Raw genomic sequence first — 20299 nt, forward strand, 5'->3', positions numbered from 1 at the left:
CTAGGTTTATTTGGTATGCCCATTTTTAAAGATACCAAATATTTCGAGAGTTTTTTGGTTATATGAACGAAAGTTCATTGTGTTTCCATTCTTAAGTGGATAGGCATGCGGATTTGCCCCAGGTTGCGAAATTCCATCTACAGTTACACTATTTGTGATAAAAGTCGTTCCAGTTGGGATTGGATCTTGAAAAATAACATTCGTCGCAAGTACATTTCCTGTATTTTGAATTGTTACCGTGTACGTAAGAACGTCGTTAACCGTTGCAAAAGCTTTATCCACTGTTTTTCTCGTTATTATCTCAGCTATATTAATTGTCGTAACTACAGTATTGCTTGTCGCTTGCCCTGAAACTGGTGGTTGACCAGGTACTGGAGTAAAGTTAAATGTTACACTCGCACGGTTTGGAATTGGATTGACAAGAGGGTTTGATGTCACTCGAACTTGAAAGCGCACTACAGTCGTTTGCGATGCATTAATACTTCCAAGATTAATACTACTTGCTGGATTCGCTCCTGGACGTGCTACCCCGTTTACCGTAACGCTATTTGCGACAAATGTTGTTCCAGCAGGGATACTATCAACAAAAATAACATTGTTTGCAGTGATGTTTCCATTATTCGTTACATTAACCGTGTACGTTAATACATCATTAAGTGTTGCCGTCTGTAGATCTACAGACTTTTGCATACTTATAGTTGCTTGATTCACTGTCGTTTGTACTGTATTTGAAGAAGACGTACTTGCAATAGGAAGGCTACCAACGAAAGGACGAAATTGGTAAGACACCATTGCACGATTTGAAATAGGGTTTGGATTTGGAAACGATGTAATTCTTACTTGGAATGTAACGATTCTTTGAGCATTATTTGGTATCGTTCCTAAATTAATTCCACTAGCTGGATTCGCACTTGGTTGTGTTACTCCACCAACCGTTACACTACCAGCTATAAATGCTGTGCCGTTCGGAATACTATCTTGTAATAAAACGTTGTCCGCACTTCCTGTTCCTGTATTCGGAACTGTAATCGTATAAGTGAGAATATCTCCTATACCTGCAACTGCTTTATCAACAGATTTGACAGGATTTATAATCGGTCCCGTCGCATCAATTTGAACACCAAAACCAGCCGCTGCATAACCATCACCATTTGTAACGAACCGAACGGTTGCTGACGTTTGATTATTTACTAATGATGATGAAGCATCTACGTTTGTAATATCCCATCCTTGTCTTCGAACAGCCAAAGCTATCCCTAATGGCTGATTCAAATCTCCAAACGTTCCGGTTGTATCTAATTCCCCAAAGTCATTACAAATTTGAGATTGAAAGAAATTATTTGCCGGATTTCTCGGTCCGAATAATGCAACTGTAGCATTTGGGTTTGGTCCAAAGCGAAGTTGATCTCCAGAAATGTTGGAATCTCCCTCTTGAACAGTTACGAGTACTCTTCCTGTAACAGCTCCTGTAGCTGGAGTAGCAAATCCTGAAATAGTAGCATCAACAGGCGGGGATGAAGCATCAATAATTTCTTGGCCTGCATAAACTGACAAATTCCGAAGAGGTAAACTTGCATTTTGATATACAACCTCAAGCGTCCAGCCAGCTGAACGACTGATTGTTGGATCAGCTGAAGTTCTTGCAGCGGGCACAGCACCTGTTGTATATGTGCCTGCCCCACCTGCACTAACAAGATTCGTTACATTAGCAGAGCGAGCATAATAAAACTGATTTCCTACTGAACCTTGCTGCGCGGTAGCGGGATCTGGCGTAACAGCAAACGTCCCTGATGGTGTTGTAAATGTAATATCATCATTTAAAAATGGTAAAACATCTTCCGTATCAGTCCGAAAAGTACCAGCCCAAACTAACTCTGCATATAGTACACTACTCCCCGCCGGAAGATTTAAAATTGCACTTGAAGAATTCAATTGCCATTCATCCGTCGTTCCTGCTGGGAACCCTGGTACTTGCAGCGCTGTATTTACCGTAGTAAATACAGCAAGTGTACCAAAAATATTACCTGGCGCAGGTGATGTAGGGCTAAGCCCTAACGTGTTCCCAGTGAACGTGACGGCACCAGGTACTGTTGTTGTAAAACGGTTTATAAAAGGCACACAATCATCTCATTTCATTTATAGTAAAAAGTGCTCTATACTATAAAATGTAGACAAACTATGCAATGTACGTTGTCCAACAAAATTCCGCACATACGAGAGGAGTTTATAAAACTATGCGCTACGTTATCATAACAGGAACTTCACAAGGTTTAGGTGAGGCTATTGCCACTCAGTTGTTAGAAGAAAGTACAACTGTCATCTCTATTTCTAGAAGAGAAAATAAAGAACTTACTAAACTTGCAGAGCAATATAACAGCAATTGCATTTTTCATTCCTTAGATCTTCAAGATGTACATAACTTAGAAACTAACTTTAAAGAAATCATTTCATCCATTAAAGAAGACAATGTATCCTCTATTCATTTAATTAATAATGCAGGTACAGTTGCACCTATGAAGCCGATTGAAAAAGCAGAAAGTGAACAATTCATTACGAACGTTCACATTAATTTACTTGCACCTATGATTCTTACATCTACGTTTATGAAACATACGAAAGAATGGAAAGTAGATAAACGCGTTATAAATATTTCATCTGGTGCAGGAAAAAATCCTTATTTCGGATGGGGCGCTTATTGTACGACGAAAGCTGGTGTAAATATGTTTACACAATGCGTAGCAACTGAAGAATGGGAAAAAGAATATCCAGTAAAAATCGTCGCTTTTGCCCCCGGTGTTGTTGATACAAATATGCAAGCACAAATTCGTGAAACAGCTAAAGAAGACTTCACAAATTTAGACCGCTTCATTGCATTAAAAGAAGAAGGAAAGCTATTATCACCTGAATATGTTGCGAAAGCTATTCGTAACTTACTAAAAACTGAGGAATTCCCTCAAGGCGAGGTTATTAGAATTGATGAATAACAAAAAGGCGTGCTAAAATAGCACGCCTTTTTGTTTTACTTCTCTAAAAATATGAGCACAGATTCCGCAATTTGTTCATAACCAATTTCTTGATAAATTTTATTGGATGTCGGATTCGCTAGATCAGTATATAACGTAGTCGTCTGGTAGCCTTCATCTAACATACGTTGACTAAGTGCTGCTACACAATGAGATGCATACCCTTTTTTCCTTGCTTCTTTCGGCGTATATACGAAATTGACTGTTATATTATTTTTAGTTGGTCTCGTTTTTGCAGCTACAGAAACGAGTTTCCCATCCACTTCCAAACCAAACAGTCGATTTGTAGTTATTAATGTATACGCAGTTTGTTTTGCTTCTTCTTTCGTAGTAGGAAGCTTTACGTCTTCACAAAATTGATATATCCACTGTTCTATTAATGGTAATTCATCATTATTTACCGCTCGGAAAAGTCCATTCGCATTACACTTCTTCTTTACTCTGTTCAGCTCATACACACCTTGCTCCATTGCAACATTCGTTTTTTTATTTTCTAATACGGCAATCTCTTCCGCTAATTTCTGTACAATTTTCTTATTACCGATCAATCCAGGAATATCCGGATATACTTTCGTTAATTCTTTTGCAAGTTCCTCAATAGTTACTCCCGCAATTTCAGAAGTTGCAACAATGATTTGTTTCTTCTCTTCTGTTTGCAGAAATACAACCGCAATTTCTTCTCCTTGTTTCGCTATCCCCATAAATATCGGTTCTTGGACCATTTGTAATACACCTAATATGAGATTGTTTTCCTGCTCATTCTTTTCTAGAAATGGTGTAACATCTTCTTTAAAATGAAAAATCTCTTCATATACATGTAATTGAATCATCGACAATCTCTTCTCTCTATTCATAGTTTAATTAAGTATTGGCGATTAATTCATCAAATCCCTCTTTTACGATTCAATAATATTCAAAGCTAATGTATTCAAAGCATTTTCAGCTTGTAAAATTCTCTGTTTTTCCTTTTCAAATACATCTTCTTCTTTTTGAAATGACTCTTTTCGATTTTTGATCATGCGCTCCATCTCTTTTTTACTCGGTCCACCGTATACATTTCTTTTTTGAATAAAAGCTTCTGGCGATATAATTTCTTTCCACTCTTTTTCTAATAAATTTATTTTAAAATGTTCTTGCAAGTACATATTTACCTCTTTGAAGTGTAATTCATGTAGTTCTTTTTTCTGCTCCAATGACATATTTGCAATAGCACTTGCTGCATGATGAGCATGCCGAAATGGAATTTCATAGTTTTTTGTTAAAACATCGGCGAAATCCGTTATCGTTATTGCATGTTTATAGGAACGACTTTTTAACGTTTCTTCTTCTACTTTCATCGTTCGGATCACTGCATTCATCATACAAAAAACACGAATTGCCTTTTCAATCCCTTTATATAAATATGGCTGCAAGTCATCTTCCGTATCGACAATATCACCAAATGGTGTATTATGAATCATTTGAAATACTGTAAATGCTTCTCCTAAAGCACTACTCGTAATTGCACGAGCATGTTCAATTGAAACCGGGTTTCGTTTTTGCGGCATAATACTACTGATTTGTACATATGACTTTGCAACAGTAATACCGTCATATTCTTTCGTTGCTAACAACAAAAAGTCATGAATCCATCTACTCGTATTCGTCATCATTACCATAAGTAGCGAGCTAACTTCTAATAAATAATCCGCTCCAGCAACAGCATCATATGAGTTCTCAATTACATTTGTAAATCCAAGTAGATGAGCAACTCGTTCTCGTTTAATCGGGAAACTTGTTGTAGAGAGTGCAGCCGCCCCCATTGGAGACTGATTTAAAAGCTGGTACGTTTTTTTCATTCGTTCTAAATCTCTTTGCATCGTATCATAAATTGCTAACGTATAATGACCAAATGTTGTTGGCTGTGCTGGTTGTGTATGTGTATAAGCTGGCATGATCGTTTCCTTATGATCAGCAGCAAGTTGCAGTACACTTTCTTGCAATAACAAATGATGTTCTATTAATCGTAATACATATCGCCTTAAACTCATGCGATACATCGTTACGCCCATATCATTTCTACTTCTACCAATATGCATATTACTTACAAAATCGCATTTCGCTTCTTGAGAAATTAAATGTTCGACTAAAAAAAAGAGATCTTCATGCTGCTCTGTATAGAGCAATTGCTCTTCTGGAATTCCCTCTACCTTTTTTAATGCGTGTAATATAACTTTAGCTTCTTCCTTTTTCATTAAATTTTCTTCCGTCAGCATCGTAATATGTGCTTTATGCACTTGAAACATATCTTTCAATAAGTAATTTCGTTGAAAATCAAATACATGTTGTAATACACAATCCACATATGTTTTCCCAGGGAAATCAGCGCCTTCACTCTTTATAAACTCTTCTTTACTTTGTTTCATCACCTTTTCCCCTCTCACCTAAGTATTACTACCCATCATACCCAGAGATAGAAAAAAAGTGCTTGTACATAAAAATAAACTCGGTGCTCTCTGCACCGAGTTTATTTAATAAAAGTCGCATCATACTTATCACTTTGCAACACTTGGAAATGCAAGTTTGCTAAATGCTTCCGTATTTCTGCACTATCGTCTTCATTTAAATTATTCGCCAAAAACACAATTTCTGTACAGTTTCCACGTTTATCCATAGCATAAACTGCTTTTGTAACCGTCCATGGTGTGTAACCATTCTTTTGCCCCGCATGTCTGAATGTTTTACGGTATTTCTTGGCACTCATGTCTGTTTCAACGATATTTGCCCACACTTTTTCTTCAGCCTCTGTCAAGCCACCTTTATGGTTTGCCTTTTGAAGTAATACCATATAATCATTTGCAGAAGCTGCTGGTAATCTATCTGACCAAATTTTGTCGTAACGTTCCTCTAAATAAAGCGGAATTTCCTTCTGTAATAATGGTCCCTTCTTCTTTAAGCGTTCATGAATAATCATCGCATATTCACGATATTGCTCTTGAGACATTTCTTTTAACTTTTTCTCTATTTTATATTTTGGAACATGTAATTCTTTATGCAAATATCCCGGGATATACAAAGATGAAACGATTGGAAATAGTGGTTGATGTACAGGAAGTGATAAACTTTGTAAATTTCGATTGATGTTATCTAATCCTAACAATTCCATTAAGTATTCAGCATTTGCATTCGAACTAAACTTAACCATTCCTTTTGCCACTTCTTCTAAAGAAACCGCTCCTTCAGTTATCTTGCCCGTCTTCTCCAAATACTTTTGCCATCTATCTTGTGCACCACCATCTGTATTCGGCACATAATAACGATTCACATCATTAATCGACACGAAACTAGAAGAATCAATTTTCCCTTCAGTAACTTGTTTCGTATATTCAAGCGCCACAATTAATTTCATCGTACTAGCAACTGGCAATACAACATTTGGGTTTACAGAATAAACAACTTTATCATTTCTCTTTACTAGAAGCGCACTATTTTTTTCATCTTTATGTTCTTCAATAAAAGATGCAATATACTGTGCATCATCATTATTTGAACTCCACACTTTTTTCACTAAAAAGTTACCCGATATTAGCAAAACAAAAATACCCACAATTACTGCGCATACTATAGTTTTTTTCAAGTAAAATTCCTCTCCTATTGTGTAACTCTTCTCTATTTATCATTTAAAAACAAAATAATGGAGATGGTCATTTAAATAACCATCTCCATTATTTTAACTTGTATGCTCCTATTATGTCTACGTCATAAATTTCACAAAATCCTCAAGAAACTTTTTATAATGTAACGACCAACCAATTCGCACCCAATTTTTTAATGCTTTTGCATCAGGTTGAGGCCGAAAATCAGCAATACTCTCTCCTTTTGCAATTCCAACTGTATCTACATCGACACGACGATATACATAATCTAAAAGGGATGGATTTGCCACAACCATCATTGTAACGACGTCATGTACTGGACTTCCTTTTATTTTCGGATTTAACTTTCTATAAGCTTTATAATAGTACGTAAATATCGGCTCGATTAACTTATTAAAACTCGTTTTAGAGTGTTTCGTAATATATTTTACCATTTCCGGTGTAATAATTGCTTCAGATGTAACGTTAAGTGGCACTAATGTTACATTTTTGGCATTTTGCATAACTAATTGTGACGCAATGGGATCACCATGAAAATTCGCCTCTGCGACTGGTGTTACATTGCCAGGCATTAAGAAAGCACCGCCCATTATATAATATTCTTTCACATACTTCATCATCGGCTTTTCTAAAATAAATGCTGTCGCTAATGTTGTTGATCTACCAGCATCGACTATTATTAATTCTCCTTTATATTTTTCAAGAAGATCAAAAAATGTACAAAAAGGCTTTATATTTGGTGAAAAAGTTTTTGAAGGTTTAATTGGCCCTAAACCGTCTGTCCCATGAATTTCTGGATAATACGTCGTAATATCTCCGGATAAAGGAATTTTCGCACCATTAATAACAGGTATATCTTCCCGTCCTGCCATTTGCAATAAATATGCGGCATTACTTGTCGCCTTTTCTTGTGTTACATTTCCATATCCCGTTACTACACCAACAATATCAATATCAGGATGCAACAATCCATACATAATTGCTAAAGAGTCATCAATGCCTGGGTCTCCTAAAAATAATACTTTTTTCATCGACCTCAACTCCATCCCCTCAGTTGTTATTAATTTATGAATAACCGTGGATATACAGAATAAAAAATGAACAAATTCACACAAAAAAACGCAGTCTTATAAGGACTACGTTTCTTCAGCTAACCTATACTGTTTTTTTTATAGCACTCATACTTCCAATGATGTAAGCGATAAACGCAAAACAAATCGGGAAGACAACTGTATGTATACCGAACGGATTTGGATAGAAAAGATGAATACACATATATGAGCCTACCCCAACTAAAATAGACGCAAGCGCTCCTGTAGCATTTCCTTTCCTCCAATATAACCCTAATACGATTGGCCAAATGAATGCTGCTTCTAATCCACCGAAAGAAAATAAATTTAGCCATATTAAAAAATCTGGTGGTTTAATTGCCGCTGCATAAACGAGTAGTCCTACAATACCCGTAATCCACAAACTTCCTTTTTTTATCGTACTGTCTGCTGCATCTTTATTTATGTAATTTACGTATATATCTTTAATAATTGACGAGCTTACAAGTAATAATAAAGAGTTTACTGTAGACATAATCGCTGCCATCGGTGCAGCTAAGAAAACTCCAGCTAACCAAGGTGGCAACACTTCCATCGCAAGTAGCGGCATTACTTTATCTGGTACCGTTATACCTGGAAGTACTACTCTTGCAAATACACCTGTTAAATGCATACCGATCATAATTGTGCCAACGACAACGGTTCCAATTATTAAAGCTTGGTGCATCGCTTTTGAATTTTTATAAGACATGGCACGCACGCTAATTTGCGGTAAACCGACAACGCCAATTCCAATTAAAATCCAAAATGATGTAACATATGATTTCGTTAAACTGCCATCTGCTCCGAATGGTGTAATTAACTTTGGATTAATTTGAACAAGTTCCTGCATAATCTTTTCAATTCCACCACCAGCAATGACAGTAGCAATTAAAATGATTGTTGTTCCAACTAACATAATGATTCCTAATAATGTATCTGATAGAGCAACTGCACGAAATCCACCAATTAATACGTACACAAGTACAGAAAAAGTAAATAAAAATAGTGCTGTTGTATACGATAGCCCCGTTAGTGACTCGATTAATCGTCCACCACCGACCCACTGGGCTACTGTCGCTGAAAATAAAAAGATAATAATACATAACGCAGAAAGTATAACAACTGCTTTATTATTGTATCTCCCTTTTAAATAATCGATAAGAGTAATTGCTTCCATCTTCCTAGCGATAATTGCAAACTTTTTACCGATAACCGTTAAAACGATATACCCTGTTACAACTTGAATCGCAGATAACAGTACCCATCCAAGACCCATATTGTAAGCAATACCAGGGCCACCAATAAAGCTACTTGCACTACCGTACGTAGCAATCATTGTCATCGCTAATAATAAACCGCCTAGCTCACGCCCACCAAGAAAATATTCTTGCAAAAATTTATTATGAGCAGTTGCTTGCACGCGTCTTGAAGCATATACACCAATTAAAAATACAACGATAAACGAAATTATCATTGGAATGATTACATACCAATTCATCTATTATTCCTCACTTTTTTCTTCCTCATCGAGTGAAATATCTTGAAATACAAAACGAACAACTAAACTAAGTAAAATAACCATAACGATAAATCCAACGATACAGCTATAAAAAAACCATGCGGGAAAACCTAATACATATGTATATTCATTCGGATTTTTACTACCAAGCCCATAAGCAAATCCGTACCAAATTATAAAATTAATAATAGCAAGTCCAAGACCAATTAACGCTTCTCTATGGGCTATTCGAAAGCGTGGATCATCATGATAATCTTTCATTTTTACCCCTCCTCTCACGATGTATTATTGTACCATTGTTCTTCTAGTTTTTCCTACTAGAAAGCAAAAACAAGCAGGATTTTTTTATAATCATATAGAAGATTCTCTTACATTACATATTTTTTACAATTGTAACACAAATGAAATTTGAATTTTCAGTATTTCTTAATTATGATTTTAATTAGAGGCTTTCCATCTAGTTTCCACATCCTTGATTTCGGAATAAGCGCCGTCTCGTACTGCGTTTACATTATATTTTCAAGGGGGTTATACAATGAGTCAACTAGCTGTAAATCTTCATGAAAAGGTAGAGAAGTTTCTTCAAGGTACAAAAAAGTTATATGTGAATGGATCTTTCATTGAAAGCGCTTCCGGTAAAACATTTAAAACACCTAACCCAGCAACTGGTGAAACACTTGCCGTCGTTTCTGAAGCTGGTCGCGAAGATATTCATAAAGCTGTAGTCGCAGCTCGTATGGCTTTTGACGAAGGTCCTTGGTCTCGTATGAGCACTGCTGAGCGAAGCCGTCTCATGTACAAGTTAGCTGATTTAATGGAAGAACATAAAGAAGAGCTCGCACAGCTCGAAACATTAGATAACGGAAAGCCAATCCGTGAAACAATGGCAGCAGACATCCCACTTGCAATTGAGCATATGCGCTATTACGCTGGCTGGGCTACGAAAATCGTTGGTCAAACAATTCCTGTTTCCGGTGATTACTTTAACTATACACGCCATGAAGCTGTTGGTGTCGTTGGTCAAATTATTCCTTGGAACTTCCCGCTTCTTATGGCAATGTGGAAAATGGGAGCAGCGCTTGCTACAGGATGTACAATCGTTTTAAAACCTGCAGAACAAACTCCACTATCTGCTCTATACTTAGCTGAATTAATTGAAGAAGCTGGATTCCCGAAAGGTGTTATTAATATCGTACCTGGATTCGGTGAATCAGCTGGACAAGCTCTCGTTAATCATCCACTCGTTGATAAAATTGCATTTACCGGTTCTACTCCTGTCGGTAAACAAATTATGCGACAAGCATCCGAATCATTAAAACGCGTTACACTTGAGTTAGGCGGTAAATCACCAAATATCATCTTGCCGGATGCTGATTTATCTCGCGCGATTCCTGGTGCACTTTCTGGTGTTATGTTTAACCAAGGACAAGTATGCTCTGCTGGATCACGCTTATTTGTTCCGAAGAAAATGTATGATAATGTCATGGCTGATCTCGTCCTCTATTCTAAAAAACTAAATCAAGGTGTCGGTCTTAACCCTGAAACAACAATTGGTCCTCTCGTTTCTGAAGAACAACAAAAACGTGTAATGGGCTACATTGAAAAAGGGATTGAAGAAGGCGCTGAAGTACTTTGCGGAGGAAGTAATCCATTCGATCAAGGCTACTTCGTTTCTCCTACAGTATTCGCTGACGTAAATGATGAAATGACGATCGCAAAAGAAGAAATTTTCGGTCCAGTTATTTCTGCAATACCATTTAACGATATTGATGAAGTAATTGAACGTGCAAATAAATCACAATTCGGCTTAGCGGCTGGTGTATGGACAGAAAATGTTAAAACAGCACACTATGTTGCAAGCAAAGTACGTGCAGGTACAGTGTGGGTAAACTGTTATAACGTTTTTGATGCAGCATCTCCATTTGGAGGATTTAAACAATCTGGTCTTGGCCGTGAAATGGGATCTTATGCATTAAATAACTATACAGAAGTAAAGAGCGTTTGGCTTAACTTAAATTAATGAAAAGAACCTGACCTATCCGGTCAGGTTCTTTTCATTATGTATTCCTTTAAATTTGCAGTCCTCCGCTCACATTTAATACTTCACCTGTAATATAAGATGCGTATTCTGATGCTAAAAAGGCTGCTGCGTTCGCAATATCTTCTGGCGTTCCAATTCTACCAACTGGAATAGCGCCAACCATCTTTTCTTTCACTTTATCTGGTATCGTTTTGGTCATATCTGTATCCATAAACCCCGGACAAATCGCATTACAAGTAATACCGAAACTTCCAACTTCTTTCGCTGCTGTTTTCGTTAATCCTACAACTCCAGCTTTCGTTGCAGCATAATTTGCCTGTCCAATATTCCCCTCTCTACTTATAGAAGAAATATTAATAATTCTTCCATATCCTTGTTGTCTCATATAAAGAAGCGCTGGTTGCATACAATAAAAAACTCCAGTTAAATTCACTTGTAATACTTGTTCCCAAGCAGATTTCTCCATTTTATGTAACATTGCGTCTCTTGTAATTCCAGCATTATTCACCAAAATATGTAATGTACCAAATTTTTGAACCGCATATTCAATTAACGACTTTGCTTCATTTTGATTACTCACATCACATCGATATGAGCACACTTCATATCCTTCATCTGATAACTCACGTGTCGTTTTTTGTAGCGTCTCTTCATTTACATCGCTAATTAATACTTTCGCCCCTAGCTTTGCATAAACCCTTGCAATCTCTTTTCCAATTCCCTGTGCAGCTCCTGTTACAACAGCTGTTTTCCCATTTAAAAACTCCATTCCTATCCCCCATTTCTATTACTTATACTGTATATTTCGGCTTTTTACTTTCCAACTCCTCTTTGTATAAAAAAGTCTATTTGTGTCAAACTAACTTTGCAACGTCGCATAAAGTGAAACTTTAATTAGTGGGAAGTTTGTTCATCCCCCACTGATTATCAGCCCTCACCAATCGGGCATTTAATCTCCCACCTAGCTTCTTTGTTCCATCTGAGTTTTAAGGTGGGAGTTTTACTACCCGTTATGCGGGATAAATTGCAAGGAGATTGTGTCGAATGAATAAAAAAAATTTCAAACAAAGCAAAACAACTGATGGCATTGATGTTGAGTTCTCTCGCGAACTCGCTGACCACAATGACTTAGAAGCAAACGCACGTGCAAATGCCGCTGATGCACGTCAAAAGCGCCAATCAACCGAAAAATAAGGTACATCACAACCTTATTCTTTTCAAAAGGGACCTACTACCCAACAAAATAAACCGAGAGACATCTCTCGGTTTATTTTCTATATTTTTTTGCATAATGAGCCAAAGTAAGCAACGGATATATATGAGCATAACTATGATAACGAATATAAAACCCACCTGGTAAACCTGTTCCAGTAGGATATTTTTCATTTATATAAGGGTTGGAGAGCAAATATGAAATACCTTTTCGAATAACTGGCGTTTCTTTATCATAGTAAGAAATGAGGGCATCTAACGCCCATGCTGTTTGGGATGGTGTACTAAATGGCAAAGTAACAAATCTTTTTTCCACACTACTTTGGCAAGATTCTCCCCAGCCACCATCTTCATGCTGTATATGTTCAAGCCATAAAACGGCTCGTTTCAATGATGAATCGCTAGATGGTATTCCTAGTGACCGTAAACCAGTCAACACTGCCCACGTACCATATATATAACAAATTCCCCATTTCCCATACCACGATCCATTTTCTTCCTGTACATTCATTAACCAATTTATCGCACTTTGTTTTTGTTTCTCGGGCAATTCATTTTGCGTATACGTCCCAAAAAATTCTAGCACTCTTCCTGTAATATCTGGTGTAGAAGGATCTGTAATCATATCACTTGCATTCTCGATTGGTAAATTTGCTAATATACGGCTCGTTACCCCTTTTTCAAAAGCTCCCCAACCACCATCATTATTTTGCAATCCTTTAACCCAATTAACCGCTCGCTTCCAAGCATTATCTACATTTTCGTTCCCTCTACTTCGCGCCAACGCTCTTAACACAGCAGTTGTATCATCAATATCTGGAATCGTCGTATTCACATCCGAAAAGCCCCAACCACCTGGGAAGAGATCCGGTGCATGTACACTCCAATCTACTTTCTTCGTTTGCTGTTTTCTTAGTAAATACGCTGATGCATTTTGAATCACTTTACTTACTTTCGGAACTTGAGCTTCTTGCAAAGCATAACTGAGTAAAGCTGTATCCCATATAGTTGACGGAGAGTTTTGCAAATGGCTCCCTCTCTCCATCTTCCATATATAAGATGTAATTCCCATTATAGCCTTCTCAATAATTGGTGATTGAATAGAATGTCCTAATGCAAGTAAAGCATAAATCATATAAAACGAGGCAGTTGCGTAGCTATATAATGTTCCATTTTCATCAATACGCCCTTTCATAAAACGTTCTACTTCCTCATATCCTTTATGATGCAAAGAAAGTGGATACGTTATAATTTTCTTCACGTCACTTACTAACGTTTGAAAAACTGGAGACCGATCCTCCCGAAACCATTCTCCGCCCCCGCCTGCAATGTGATTTAAATTTGGCAATAACTTTTTCCCTACTCGAAATCTTTTATTTAAACACAACATCATCGGAATTAAATGAATACGTGCTGAGCTACTCAGTTCAAATATACTGAGAGGGGAATCATTCTGCAGAAACATAATTGGTGTTGGCAAATGAAAGAGAGAAGGATATTCATATTCTCCATGAATCGCTAATAAAAACTTCGTCATAAAATGAGCACGCGCTACCCCACCGCGCTCATTTATAAACATTTCCGCTCGCTTCATATTCGCATCTTCTTTTGTATATTTTTCCGATGCAAGTAAGGCAGCATAAGATTGAATTGTAGCAGATAAATTACCACCCACCTCATCTTCATACAATTTCCATGTTCCTTCATTTGTTTGGAGTGATGCTAATCTTTTTACAAACGGTTCTATCTCTTTATCTCTACCTAATAATTTTAATAAAAAAATCATATGACAATCTGTTAATGGCGCTCCCTCAAAACAAAACCGCCACGTACCATCTTGCCGTTGCATTGTTTGAAGTGCAGTTGTTCTTCTCGCTATTTCTTCATACACTTTTTCATATAATAACAAGTTACTCACCCACCCTTTCGAAATCCGTATAACGATATTCAAAAAGGTAGCTGAATATGTATAAAAACAAAGAAAAGCAGAACATATAAAATGTTCTGCTCATAAACAATACCCTACTCCGACAATAATTCCTAATAAAGCACCGACTACTACTTCATACGGTGTATGCCCAACAAGTTCATTTAACTTCTTATATTCTGTTTCTCTACCGTGAAAAAAGTCATTCAATATTTTTGCTTGTTTACTTACTGCAAGCCTTACTCCTGAAGCATCATACATAACAATAATGGCAAAAATAGTAGCAACCGCAAACATCGAGCTTTCCACACCTTCCACTACTCCAACTCCTGTAGCAAGCGCTGTAACTGTTGAAGCATGAGAACTTGGCATCCCACCTGAAGCAAAAAACTTTGCAAAATCAAATTCACCTGTTTTAACTAATTTAAAGACTACTTTCGTTAATTGTGCTAAAAACCATGAAATTACAGCTGCCATAAGCGGATCATTATGTAAAATTGTTTCCATGTTCTCAGCTCCTTACTAGCTATAATGGAAATCCTATATAGTATCAGTATAAAGAAAAATGCGTAGAAAATACTACGCATTATGATACTTTTGCTGATTTATTTTTTATAAATTTCGGTTGTTTCTGCACTAAAAACTTAGTCTTCGCTACCGAGAATACAAATAATGCAACCCATATACAGAAAAATGCAATCATATGAGTAGATGTGAAATGTTCACCAAATACGAATACACCTAAAATTAAGCTAATTGTTGGTGCAATATATTGTAAAAAACCTACCATATAAAGCGGAATAAGTTGGGCTCCTTTTGCAAAATAAAAAAGTGGTAGAGCTGTAACAATACCCGCTCCTATTAATAGTAATGTCGATAACATTGAGATAGAGCCAAATGAGCCGAAACCATGTACTCCTGTCATTACTAGATAAATAATCGCAAACGGCGTTACTAACATCGTTTCCATCGTAAGTCCAATTGTCGCATCATAGTTTAACAATTTTTTCGTTAATCCGTATAATCCAAATGAAAGGGCAAGTGATAAAGAAACCCACGGGATAGCCCCGAAACGTACTGTTAAAATGATAACCCCCACTCCAGCTAAACCAACTGCAACATATTGCCAGAAGTTTAACTTTTCCTTTAAAACGACTGTACCAAGTAAAATACTAATAAGCGGATTAATATAATAGCCAAGACTCGCTTCAATAACATGATTATGATTAACGGCCCATATGTAAACAAACCAGTTTCCACTAATCAAGACTGAAGCTATTGTTAATGACATTAATAATTTAGGTCGTTTAAAAAGATTCACAAATTCCCCAATAAACTGGCGAAACCTCTTCGTAACACCTAATACGAGTAACATAAAAACAAACGCCCAAACGATGCGGTGTGCTAATATTTCATCTGCTGGAACTTCCTCAACCCATTTCCAATAAATCGGTAGGATTCCCCACATCGTGTAAGCACCAGCCGCATATAGTATCCCTTTTTTTTGCTCTGCTGATTGACTCCCCATCTTCCTTTTTCTCCTCTTCTCATTTTTTCTCCATTATACGGTCTCACATGCTCACTTTACCAATAATCAATCTGCATTTCTTTCGACATTTCTCATACAACGAATAATAAACATACCGTTATTACAACAAGTAACGGTATGCCGAAAACAAATTTCTTTTTATGAGTTTTATGATGAAACATATACATGCCAATCCAAGCTCCAACTGCTCCCCCAGCTGCCGCTGATAAAAACAACGTACTTTCTGGCGTTCTCCACTGTTTCTTCTTCGCTTTTCGTTTATCAAGCCCCATAAGGCTAAAAGCTATAATGTTAATAATAAGAAAATAAATCCATTTCATCGCTTTCTCTCCTTATGAAAAATTCGCTTAATGGTAACACGAAAAAACGACGGAAACAACTGAAGAACTCTTTTTATCCAACTAGTTTCATTCCTTTTTCTTAATTAGTTACCTTCATATTTACATAACCAACTAAAATCGCAGTTAAAGCATTTAATATAGAAAAATGTTATGAGCAGAATCCTATATTTCATTACATTCATCCACTACCATATCATCAAAAAAATTGCTCTCAATCACTTTCTCATCAAAACGAAGAACTACAATTAGCCCTACATATAAAGAAACAAAATTTAGAAACCATTCCCCATTCTCATCTTTCTTAGCTAAGCATTTAAATATCTCTTGAAATTGCATACGCTCATCTGTCGCAACAACCGGTCGCACGCCAAAATATTTCAATACAAGATGTAGGTTGAGCTGCACGGATAATGATAAAATATACTTTAATAACTCGGTATAATGAGCAACATTTTTTTGACTATATAACTTCACAAGCTCTTGATGTAAAGTAGAAATTGATAATTCTTCTTTAGTCACTTTTGTTGCTTCTATCATTTCAATCATCTTTTTCATATCCATTCCATTTACCCCTCCTGTTACAAAACAAAAGCCAAAGTATACTTATTTTATAATCAACAATAATTGATTATTTCTCGTCTCTCTTTCTTCTTCACTTACTAAGTCATACTTTTTTAAAAGATGAAATACATCATTTAATATTTCTTGTGAGTGATTACCTTGTAAAAAATTTTTTAACCCTTTAAAAATCTCTTCTGATAAAAAACTCTTTTGACTTTCAAGCTTATTCATCACATCTTCAATAGAATGATCAATGTTACATGCCATACTAAACTTCCCCCTCTATCCTCTATAAATAATATCCTCAGCTAACGATGTAAACACTTCTCCAACAAGAGAATCTTCATCATATACAGATGAACCATTATTTTCTTCACGTTTCGCAAAAGGTATTTGAGCAATTACTTCTGTTTGCAATTGTTCTGCAAGCATTTCGCCGCCGCCTTTTCCGAAGAGATAATTTTTCGATCCATCTTGTTCTTCATAATAAGCCATATTTTCCACAATACCTAAAATCTCATGCTTCGTATGTTTTGCCATTACACCGACTCTTGAAGCAACGAATGAAGCTACATTGTGCGGAGTTGTAACAATTATTTCTTTCGCTTGCGGAATCATCGCTGCAACATCGATCGCAACATCTCCTGTACCTGGTGGTAAATCAAGTAATAAATAATCTAATTCTCCCCAGTGCGTATTCGCAAGAAAATTTTGAATCCATTTATTTAGCATCGGTCCGCGCCACATAACTGGGTTATTTCCTTCTGTAAAAAATCCCATCGACATGATTTTAACACCGTGACTAATGACTGGAATTGCCGTTTGATCAATCATCGTTGGTTTCTTATTCGTTTCCATCATAGCTGGAATACTAAAACCATATATATCTGCATCTAATATCCCCACCTTTTTGCCCATACGCGCTAGTGCAGTTGCAAGATTAATTGTCACCGTTGATTTTCCAACTCCGCCTTTTCCACTCGTTACAGTAATAAAACGTACTCCTGAATCCGGGCGAAGCATGCTCGGCATACCAGTTTCTGTTCTAGTATTTTTCTTTAATTTCTCTGTTAAAGCTGTACGTTCTTCTTGTGTCATAGAACCAAATGTTACCTCCACTTTAGAGGCACCAATTGCGTGAAGTGATTCTTCAATATCTTGCTGAATTTTTGCTTTTAACGGACAACCTTGGATTGTTAGTACTACTTCAAGTTTAACCTTTGTTCCGTTCATTTGTATATTTCTAACCATATTTAATTCTACAACACTTTTGTGTAACTCTGGATCCTCTACATGTTTTAATGCATTCATTATTTGTTCTTGAGTAAGCATAGAACTCATCCCTTCTCTTATTCTAATTTATATACAACATTTTCTTGGCGCTTCATCTGGTGAAAAAACTTATCATCCACCGCTAACAGGCGGGATTAATGCGACTATATCTCCAGCTTTTATCATCTCTTCATTCATTACAAACTCTTCGTTAACAGCGACCATCACTTTATCCAACGATTGTAAACAATAGCTGGCTTTAAGCCATTCTTTTAATTGTTGCACTGTCATTTCTTGCTTTTCTGAAATCACTAATCGATCCGATCCAACTTCCTCACGCAAATTTGCAAACAATAAAATTATAATCATTTTCTCATTCTTCCTTCTTTGGTTTTCCTTCTGGATATGGTGTATTTTCAAGTTGATCTCCAATCCACATCGTTCCATCTTCCCAAAATTCTTTTTTCCAAATTGGAACAATTCGTTTTATACGTTCAATCGCGTACTCATTCGCTTCATAAGCTACTTTACGATGCGGTGATGAAACTGCAATGACTACCGCAATATCCATTATTTCTAGCCGCCCTACACGGTGCGTAATTGCTACTTTTGTATCCGGCCATCTTTCACAAATTTCTTCTCCAATTCTCATAAGTTGTTTTACTGCCATCGGTTTATATGCTTCATACTCTAAATGTAGCGTTCGTTTTCCTTTTGTTAATTCTCTCACCGTACCAATAAATGTTGTAATCGCACCTGCTTCTCTTCTTGCGACTTTATTCGTTACTTCTTCAACTAAAATCGGATTATCTACAATCTCAAATAGCACTTGTTCCATTAAAACCACCTCTCACTTTATGAAATGTCCAAGGCCATTCACTACCTTCGTTATCTTCTAATAAAAGAACATCGACAAACATATCTTTTTTATATCCTCTTGTCCCGCCCGGCAATACGATAAACGCGTTGGATTCTGCCAATGAAGAAACTGAGCTAGATTTATCAAACCCTGATGGATAAGCGATTAATTTCCCCTCATCATATTGCAATTTTGCTCGTACAAATCTTGTAAATGGATTCGGTTTTAGAAAATCTTCTCCTAATAACGCTTTTTCTCTTTTTAAATGTACTTTTTCACTAAACATATACGTCCGAATACACGGTCTTACGAATAATTCAAACCCTACGTAACAAGCTGATGGATTTCCTGATAAACCAAATAATAACTTGCCATTTAATTGTGCTACAGTCGTAACACTTCCTGGTCGCATTGCAACTTTATTAAAAAGAACAGATGCACCTAACTTTTCGTAAATAGCTGGTAAATAATCATAATCTCCTACTGATACACCGCCCGTTGTAATTAACATATCTACTTGGCCAAGCGCTTCTTTCACAGCTGTAAAACACGTATTAAAATCATCACTAAACTTCCCAAAATATTTTACTCTTCCGCCCGCTCTTCGAATTTGAGACAATATCATGTACGTATTACTGTTTCGGATTTTCCCTGGCTGTAATGAATCATTGACATCCAGTAATTCACTCCCAGTCGCTAACATTCCAATTACAGGCTTTCTCGCAACTGGTACTTCACTATAACCGAATGTAGCAAGAAGAGCTGAAATACCTGGATTAATGTACGATCCTTTCTTTGCAAGAACCGTTCCTTTACGAGCATCTTCACCTTGAAAAGAAATATTGTCGCCCTTTTTGAATGATCGCTTCACTTCCATATAATTGTTGCCATTCTTCTCATATTGACGAGTCAGCTCTAACATAACAACCGCATCACACCCATTCGGAATTTGTGCTCCCGTCATAATTCGAACTGCTTGAAACGGAGCTACTTTCTCATGGAATAGCGATCCTGCACCAATTTCACCCACTACTTCAAATACAATTGGCGTTTCATAACTTGCTAAATTAGTATCTTCTGCTCGAATAGCAAATCCGTCATATGGCGAACGATTAAATGACGGTACATCATGGTCAGCTACTAAATCCTCTGCTAATATACGTCCATAAGCTAATTCAATTGGTAATAGCTCCTTTAAGCCTTTATCAGCAAATCCCATCACTTTACGAACAGCTTCTTCAACCGTAATTGGCACTCTTCTTTCCATTG

The 20299-nt window shown here is 36.7% G+C and carries 20 protein-coding genes and 1 pseudogene; 3 read left to right on the forward strand and 18 right to left on the reverse strand.

The window, feature by feature from the left end:
* Window positions 1-108: 108 nt before the first annotated feature.
* Window positions 109-2118: pseudogene (locus ACS2CR_RS09465) on the reverse strand (DUF11 domain-containing protein); the annotation flags it as partial.
* A gap of 116 nt (window positions 2119-2234) precedes the next feature.
* On the opposite strand from ACS2CR_RS09465, the gene ACS2CR_RS09470 reads away from it, so the two are divergent.
* On the forward strand, window positions 2235-2984 hold the full coding sequence (locus ACS2CR_RS09470; protein WP_053513932.1) for a (S)-benzoin forming benzil reductase: 750 nt from the start codon (window positions 2235-2237) through the stop codon (window positions 2982-2984).
* A gap of 35 nt (window positions 2985-3019) precedes the next feature.
* On the opposite strand, the gene ACS2CR_RS09475 is transcribed toward ACS2CR_RS09470, so the two are convergent.
* From ACS2CR_RS09475 to ACS2CR_RS09500, 6 genes are all read right to left on the reverse strand, one after another.
* Window positions 3020-3853, reverse strand: a complete 834-nt coding sequence (locus ACS2CR_RS09475; RefSeq protein ID WP_000615376.1) for a GNAT family N-acetyltransferase — start codon at window positions 3851-3853, stop codon at window positions 3020-3022.
* A 66-nt stretch (window positions 3854-3919) separates the two neighbouring features.
* Window positions 3920-5428 carry an argininosuccinate lyase gene (argH, locus tag ACS2CR_RS09480; RefSeq protein WP_000813961.1) on the reverse strand — a complete coding sequence of 503 codons (1509 nt, stop codon included), beginning with the start codon at window positions 5426-5428 and terminating at the stop codon, window positions 3920-3922.
* A 101-nt stretch (window positions 5429-5529) separates the two neighbouring features.
* The gene (locus ACS2CR_RS09485) at window positions 5530-6639 is read right to left on the reverse strand and encodes a serine hydrolase (protein ID WP_153602737.1); all 1110 of its coding nucleotides are present in this window, start codon (window positions 6637-6639) and stop codon (window positions 5530-5532) included.
* A 117-nt stretch (window positions 6640-6756) separates the two neighbouring features.
* A complete protein-coding gene (locus ACS2CR_RS09490; protein WP_053513936.1) occupies window positions 6757-7689 on the reverse strand; it encodes a nucleoside hydrolase in 933 nt (310 codons plus the stop codon).
* 124 nt (window positions 7690-7813) lie between these two features.
* Window positions 7814-9247, reverse strand: a complete 1434-nt coding sequence (gene panF, locus ACS2CR_RS09495) for a sodium/pantothenate symporter (RefSeq protein ID WP_053513938.1) — start codon at window positions 9245-9247, stop codon at window positions 7814-7816.
* A gap of 3 nt (window positions 9248-9250) precedes the next feature.
* Window positions 9251-9529, reverse strand: coding sequence for a YhdT family protein (locus tag ACS2CR_RS09500; protein ID WP_000656239.1), 279 nt, complete (start codon window positions 9527-9529; stop codon window positions 9251-9253).
* A 274-nt stretch (window positions 9530-9803) separates the two neighbouring features.
* Here ACS2CR_RS09500 and dhaS point away from each other — a divergent pair, with 274 nt between their 5' ends.
* A complete protein-coding gene (dhaS, locus tag ACS2CR_RS09505; protein ID WP_000080279.1) occupies window positions 9804-11288 on the forward strand; it encodes an aldehyde dehydrogenase DhaS in 1485 nt (494 codons plus the stop codon).
* Window positions 11289-11337: 49 nt separating this feature from the next.
* On the opposite strand, the gene fabG is transcribed toward dhaS, so the two are convergent.
* Window positions 11338-12078 (reverse strand): 3-oxoacyl-ACP reductase FabG, encoded by a 741-nt coding sequence (fabG, locus tag ACS2CR_RS09510; RefSeq protein WP_000395042.1) that lies wholly within the window; start codon window positions 12076-12078, stop codon window positions 11338-11340.
* 275 nt (window positions 12079-12353) lie between these two features.
* Between fabG and ACS2CR_RS09515 the strand changes: the two genes are divergently transcribed.
* Window positions 12354-12503 (forward strand): YfhD family protein, encoded by a 150-nt coding sequence (locus ACS2CR_RS09515; RefSeq protein WP_001035818.1) that lies wholly within the window; start codon window positions 12354-12356, stop codon window positions 12501-12503.
* Between the two features lie 73 nt (window positions 12504-12576).
* On the opposite strand, the gene ACS2CR_RS09520 is transcribed toward ACS2CR_RS09515, so the two are convergent.
* From ACS2CR_RS09520 to ACS2CR_RS09565, 10 genes are all read right to left on the reverse strand, one after another.
* Window positions 12577-14430, reverse strand: a complete 1854-nt coding sequence (locus tag ACS2CR_RS09520) for a terpene cyclase/mutase family protein (protein WP_000928169.1) — start codon at window positions 14428-14430, stop codon at window positions 12577-12579.
* Window positions 14431-14529: 99 nt separating this feature from the next.
* Complete coding sequence (locus ACS2CR_RS09525; RefSeq protein ID WP_000447820.1) at window positions 14530-14955, reverse strand: divergent PAP2 family protein; 426 nt, start codon at window positions 14953-14955, stop codon at window positions 14530-14532.
* Between the two features lie 79 nt (window positions 14956-15034).
* The gene (gene rarD, locus ACS2CR_RS09530; RefSeq protein ID WP_000535537.1) at window positions 15035-15976 is read right to left on the reverse strand and encodes an EamA family transporter RarD; all 942 of its coding nucleotides are present in this window, start codon (window positions 15974-15976) and stop codon (window positions 15035-15037) included.
* Between the two features lie 92 nt (window positions 15977-16068).
* The gene (locus ACS2CR_RS09535) at window positions 16069-16317 is read right to left on the reverse strand and encodes a DUF1294 domain-containing protein (protein ID WP_000871346.1); all 249 of its coding nucleotides are present in this window, start codon (window positions 16315-16317) and stop codon (window positions 16069-16071) included.
* A 183-nt stretch (window positions 16318-16500) separates the two neighbouring features.
* Complete coding sequence (locus tag ACS2CR_RS09540; protein ID WP_000367289.1) at window positions 16501-16899, reverse strand: hypothetical protein; 399 nt, start codon at window positions 16897-16899, stop codon at window positions 16501-16503.
* Window positions 16900-16941: 42 nt separating this feature from the next.
* Window positions 16942-17166, reverse strand: a complete 225-nt coding sequence (locus ACS2CR_RS09545; protein ID WP_000752383.1) for a hypothetical protein — start codon at window positions 17164-17166, stop codon at window positions 16942-16944.
* A gap of 15 nt (window positions 17167-17181) precedes the next feature.
* Complete coding sequence (locus ACS2CR_RS09550) at window positions 17182-18231, reverse strand: P-loop NTPase (protein WP_000957517.1); 1050 nt, start codon at window positions 18229-18231, stop codon at window positions 17182-17184.
* Window positions 18232-18303: 72 nt separating this feature from the next.
* The gene (gene moaD, locus ACS2CR_RS09555) at window positions 18304-18540 is read right to left on the reverse strand and encodes a molybdopterin converting factor subunit 1 (RefSeq protein WP_000583943.1); all 237 of its coding nucleotides are present in this window, start codon (window positions 18538-18540) and stop codon (window positions 18304-18306) included.
* Window positions 18541-18544: 4 nt separating this feature from the next.
* Window positions 18545-19009, reverse strand: coding sequence for a molybdopterin synthase catalytic subunit MoaE (moaE, locus tag ACS2CR_RS09560; RefSeq protein WP_000438664.1), 465 nt, complete (start codon window positions 19007-19009; stop codon window positions 18545-18547).
* Window positions 18990-20297 (reverse strand): molybdopterin molybdotransferase MoeA, encoded by a 1308-nt coding sequence (locus ACS2CR_RS09565; RefSeq protein WP_016111394.1) that lies wholly within the window; start codon window positions 20295-20297, stop codon window positions 18990-18992. Before ACS2CR_RS09565 ends, moaE begins: the two co-directional genes overlap by 20 nt.
* Between the last annotated feature and the right edge of the window lie 2 nt (window positions 20298-20299).

It is taken from the genome of Bacillus cereus group sp. BceL291, from assembly GCF_051776705.1.
In the GTDB taxonomy this organism is placed as follows: domain Bacteria; phylum Bacillota; class Bacilli; order Bacillales; family Bacillaceae_G; genus Bacillus_A; species Bacillus_A cereus.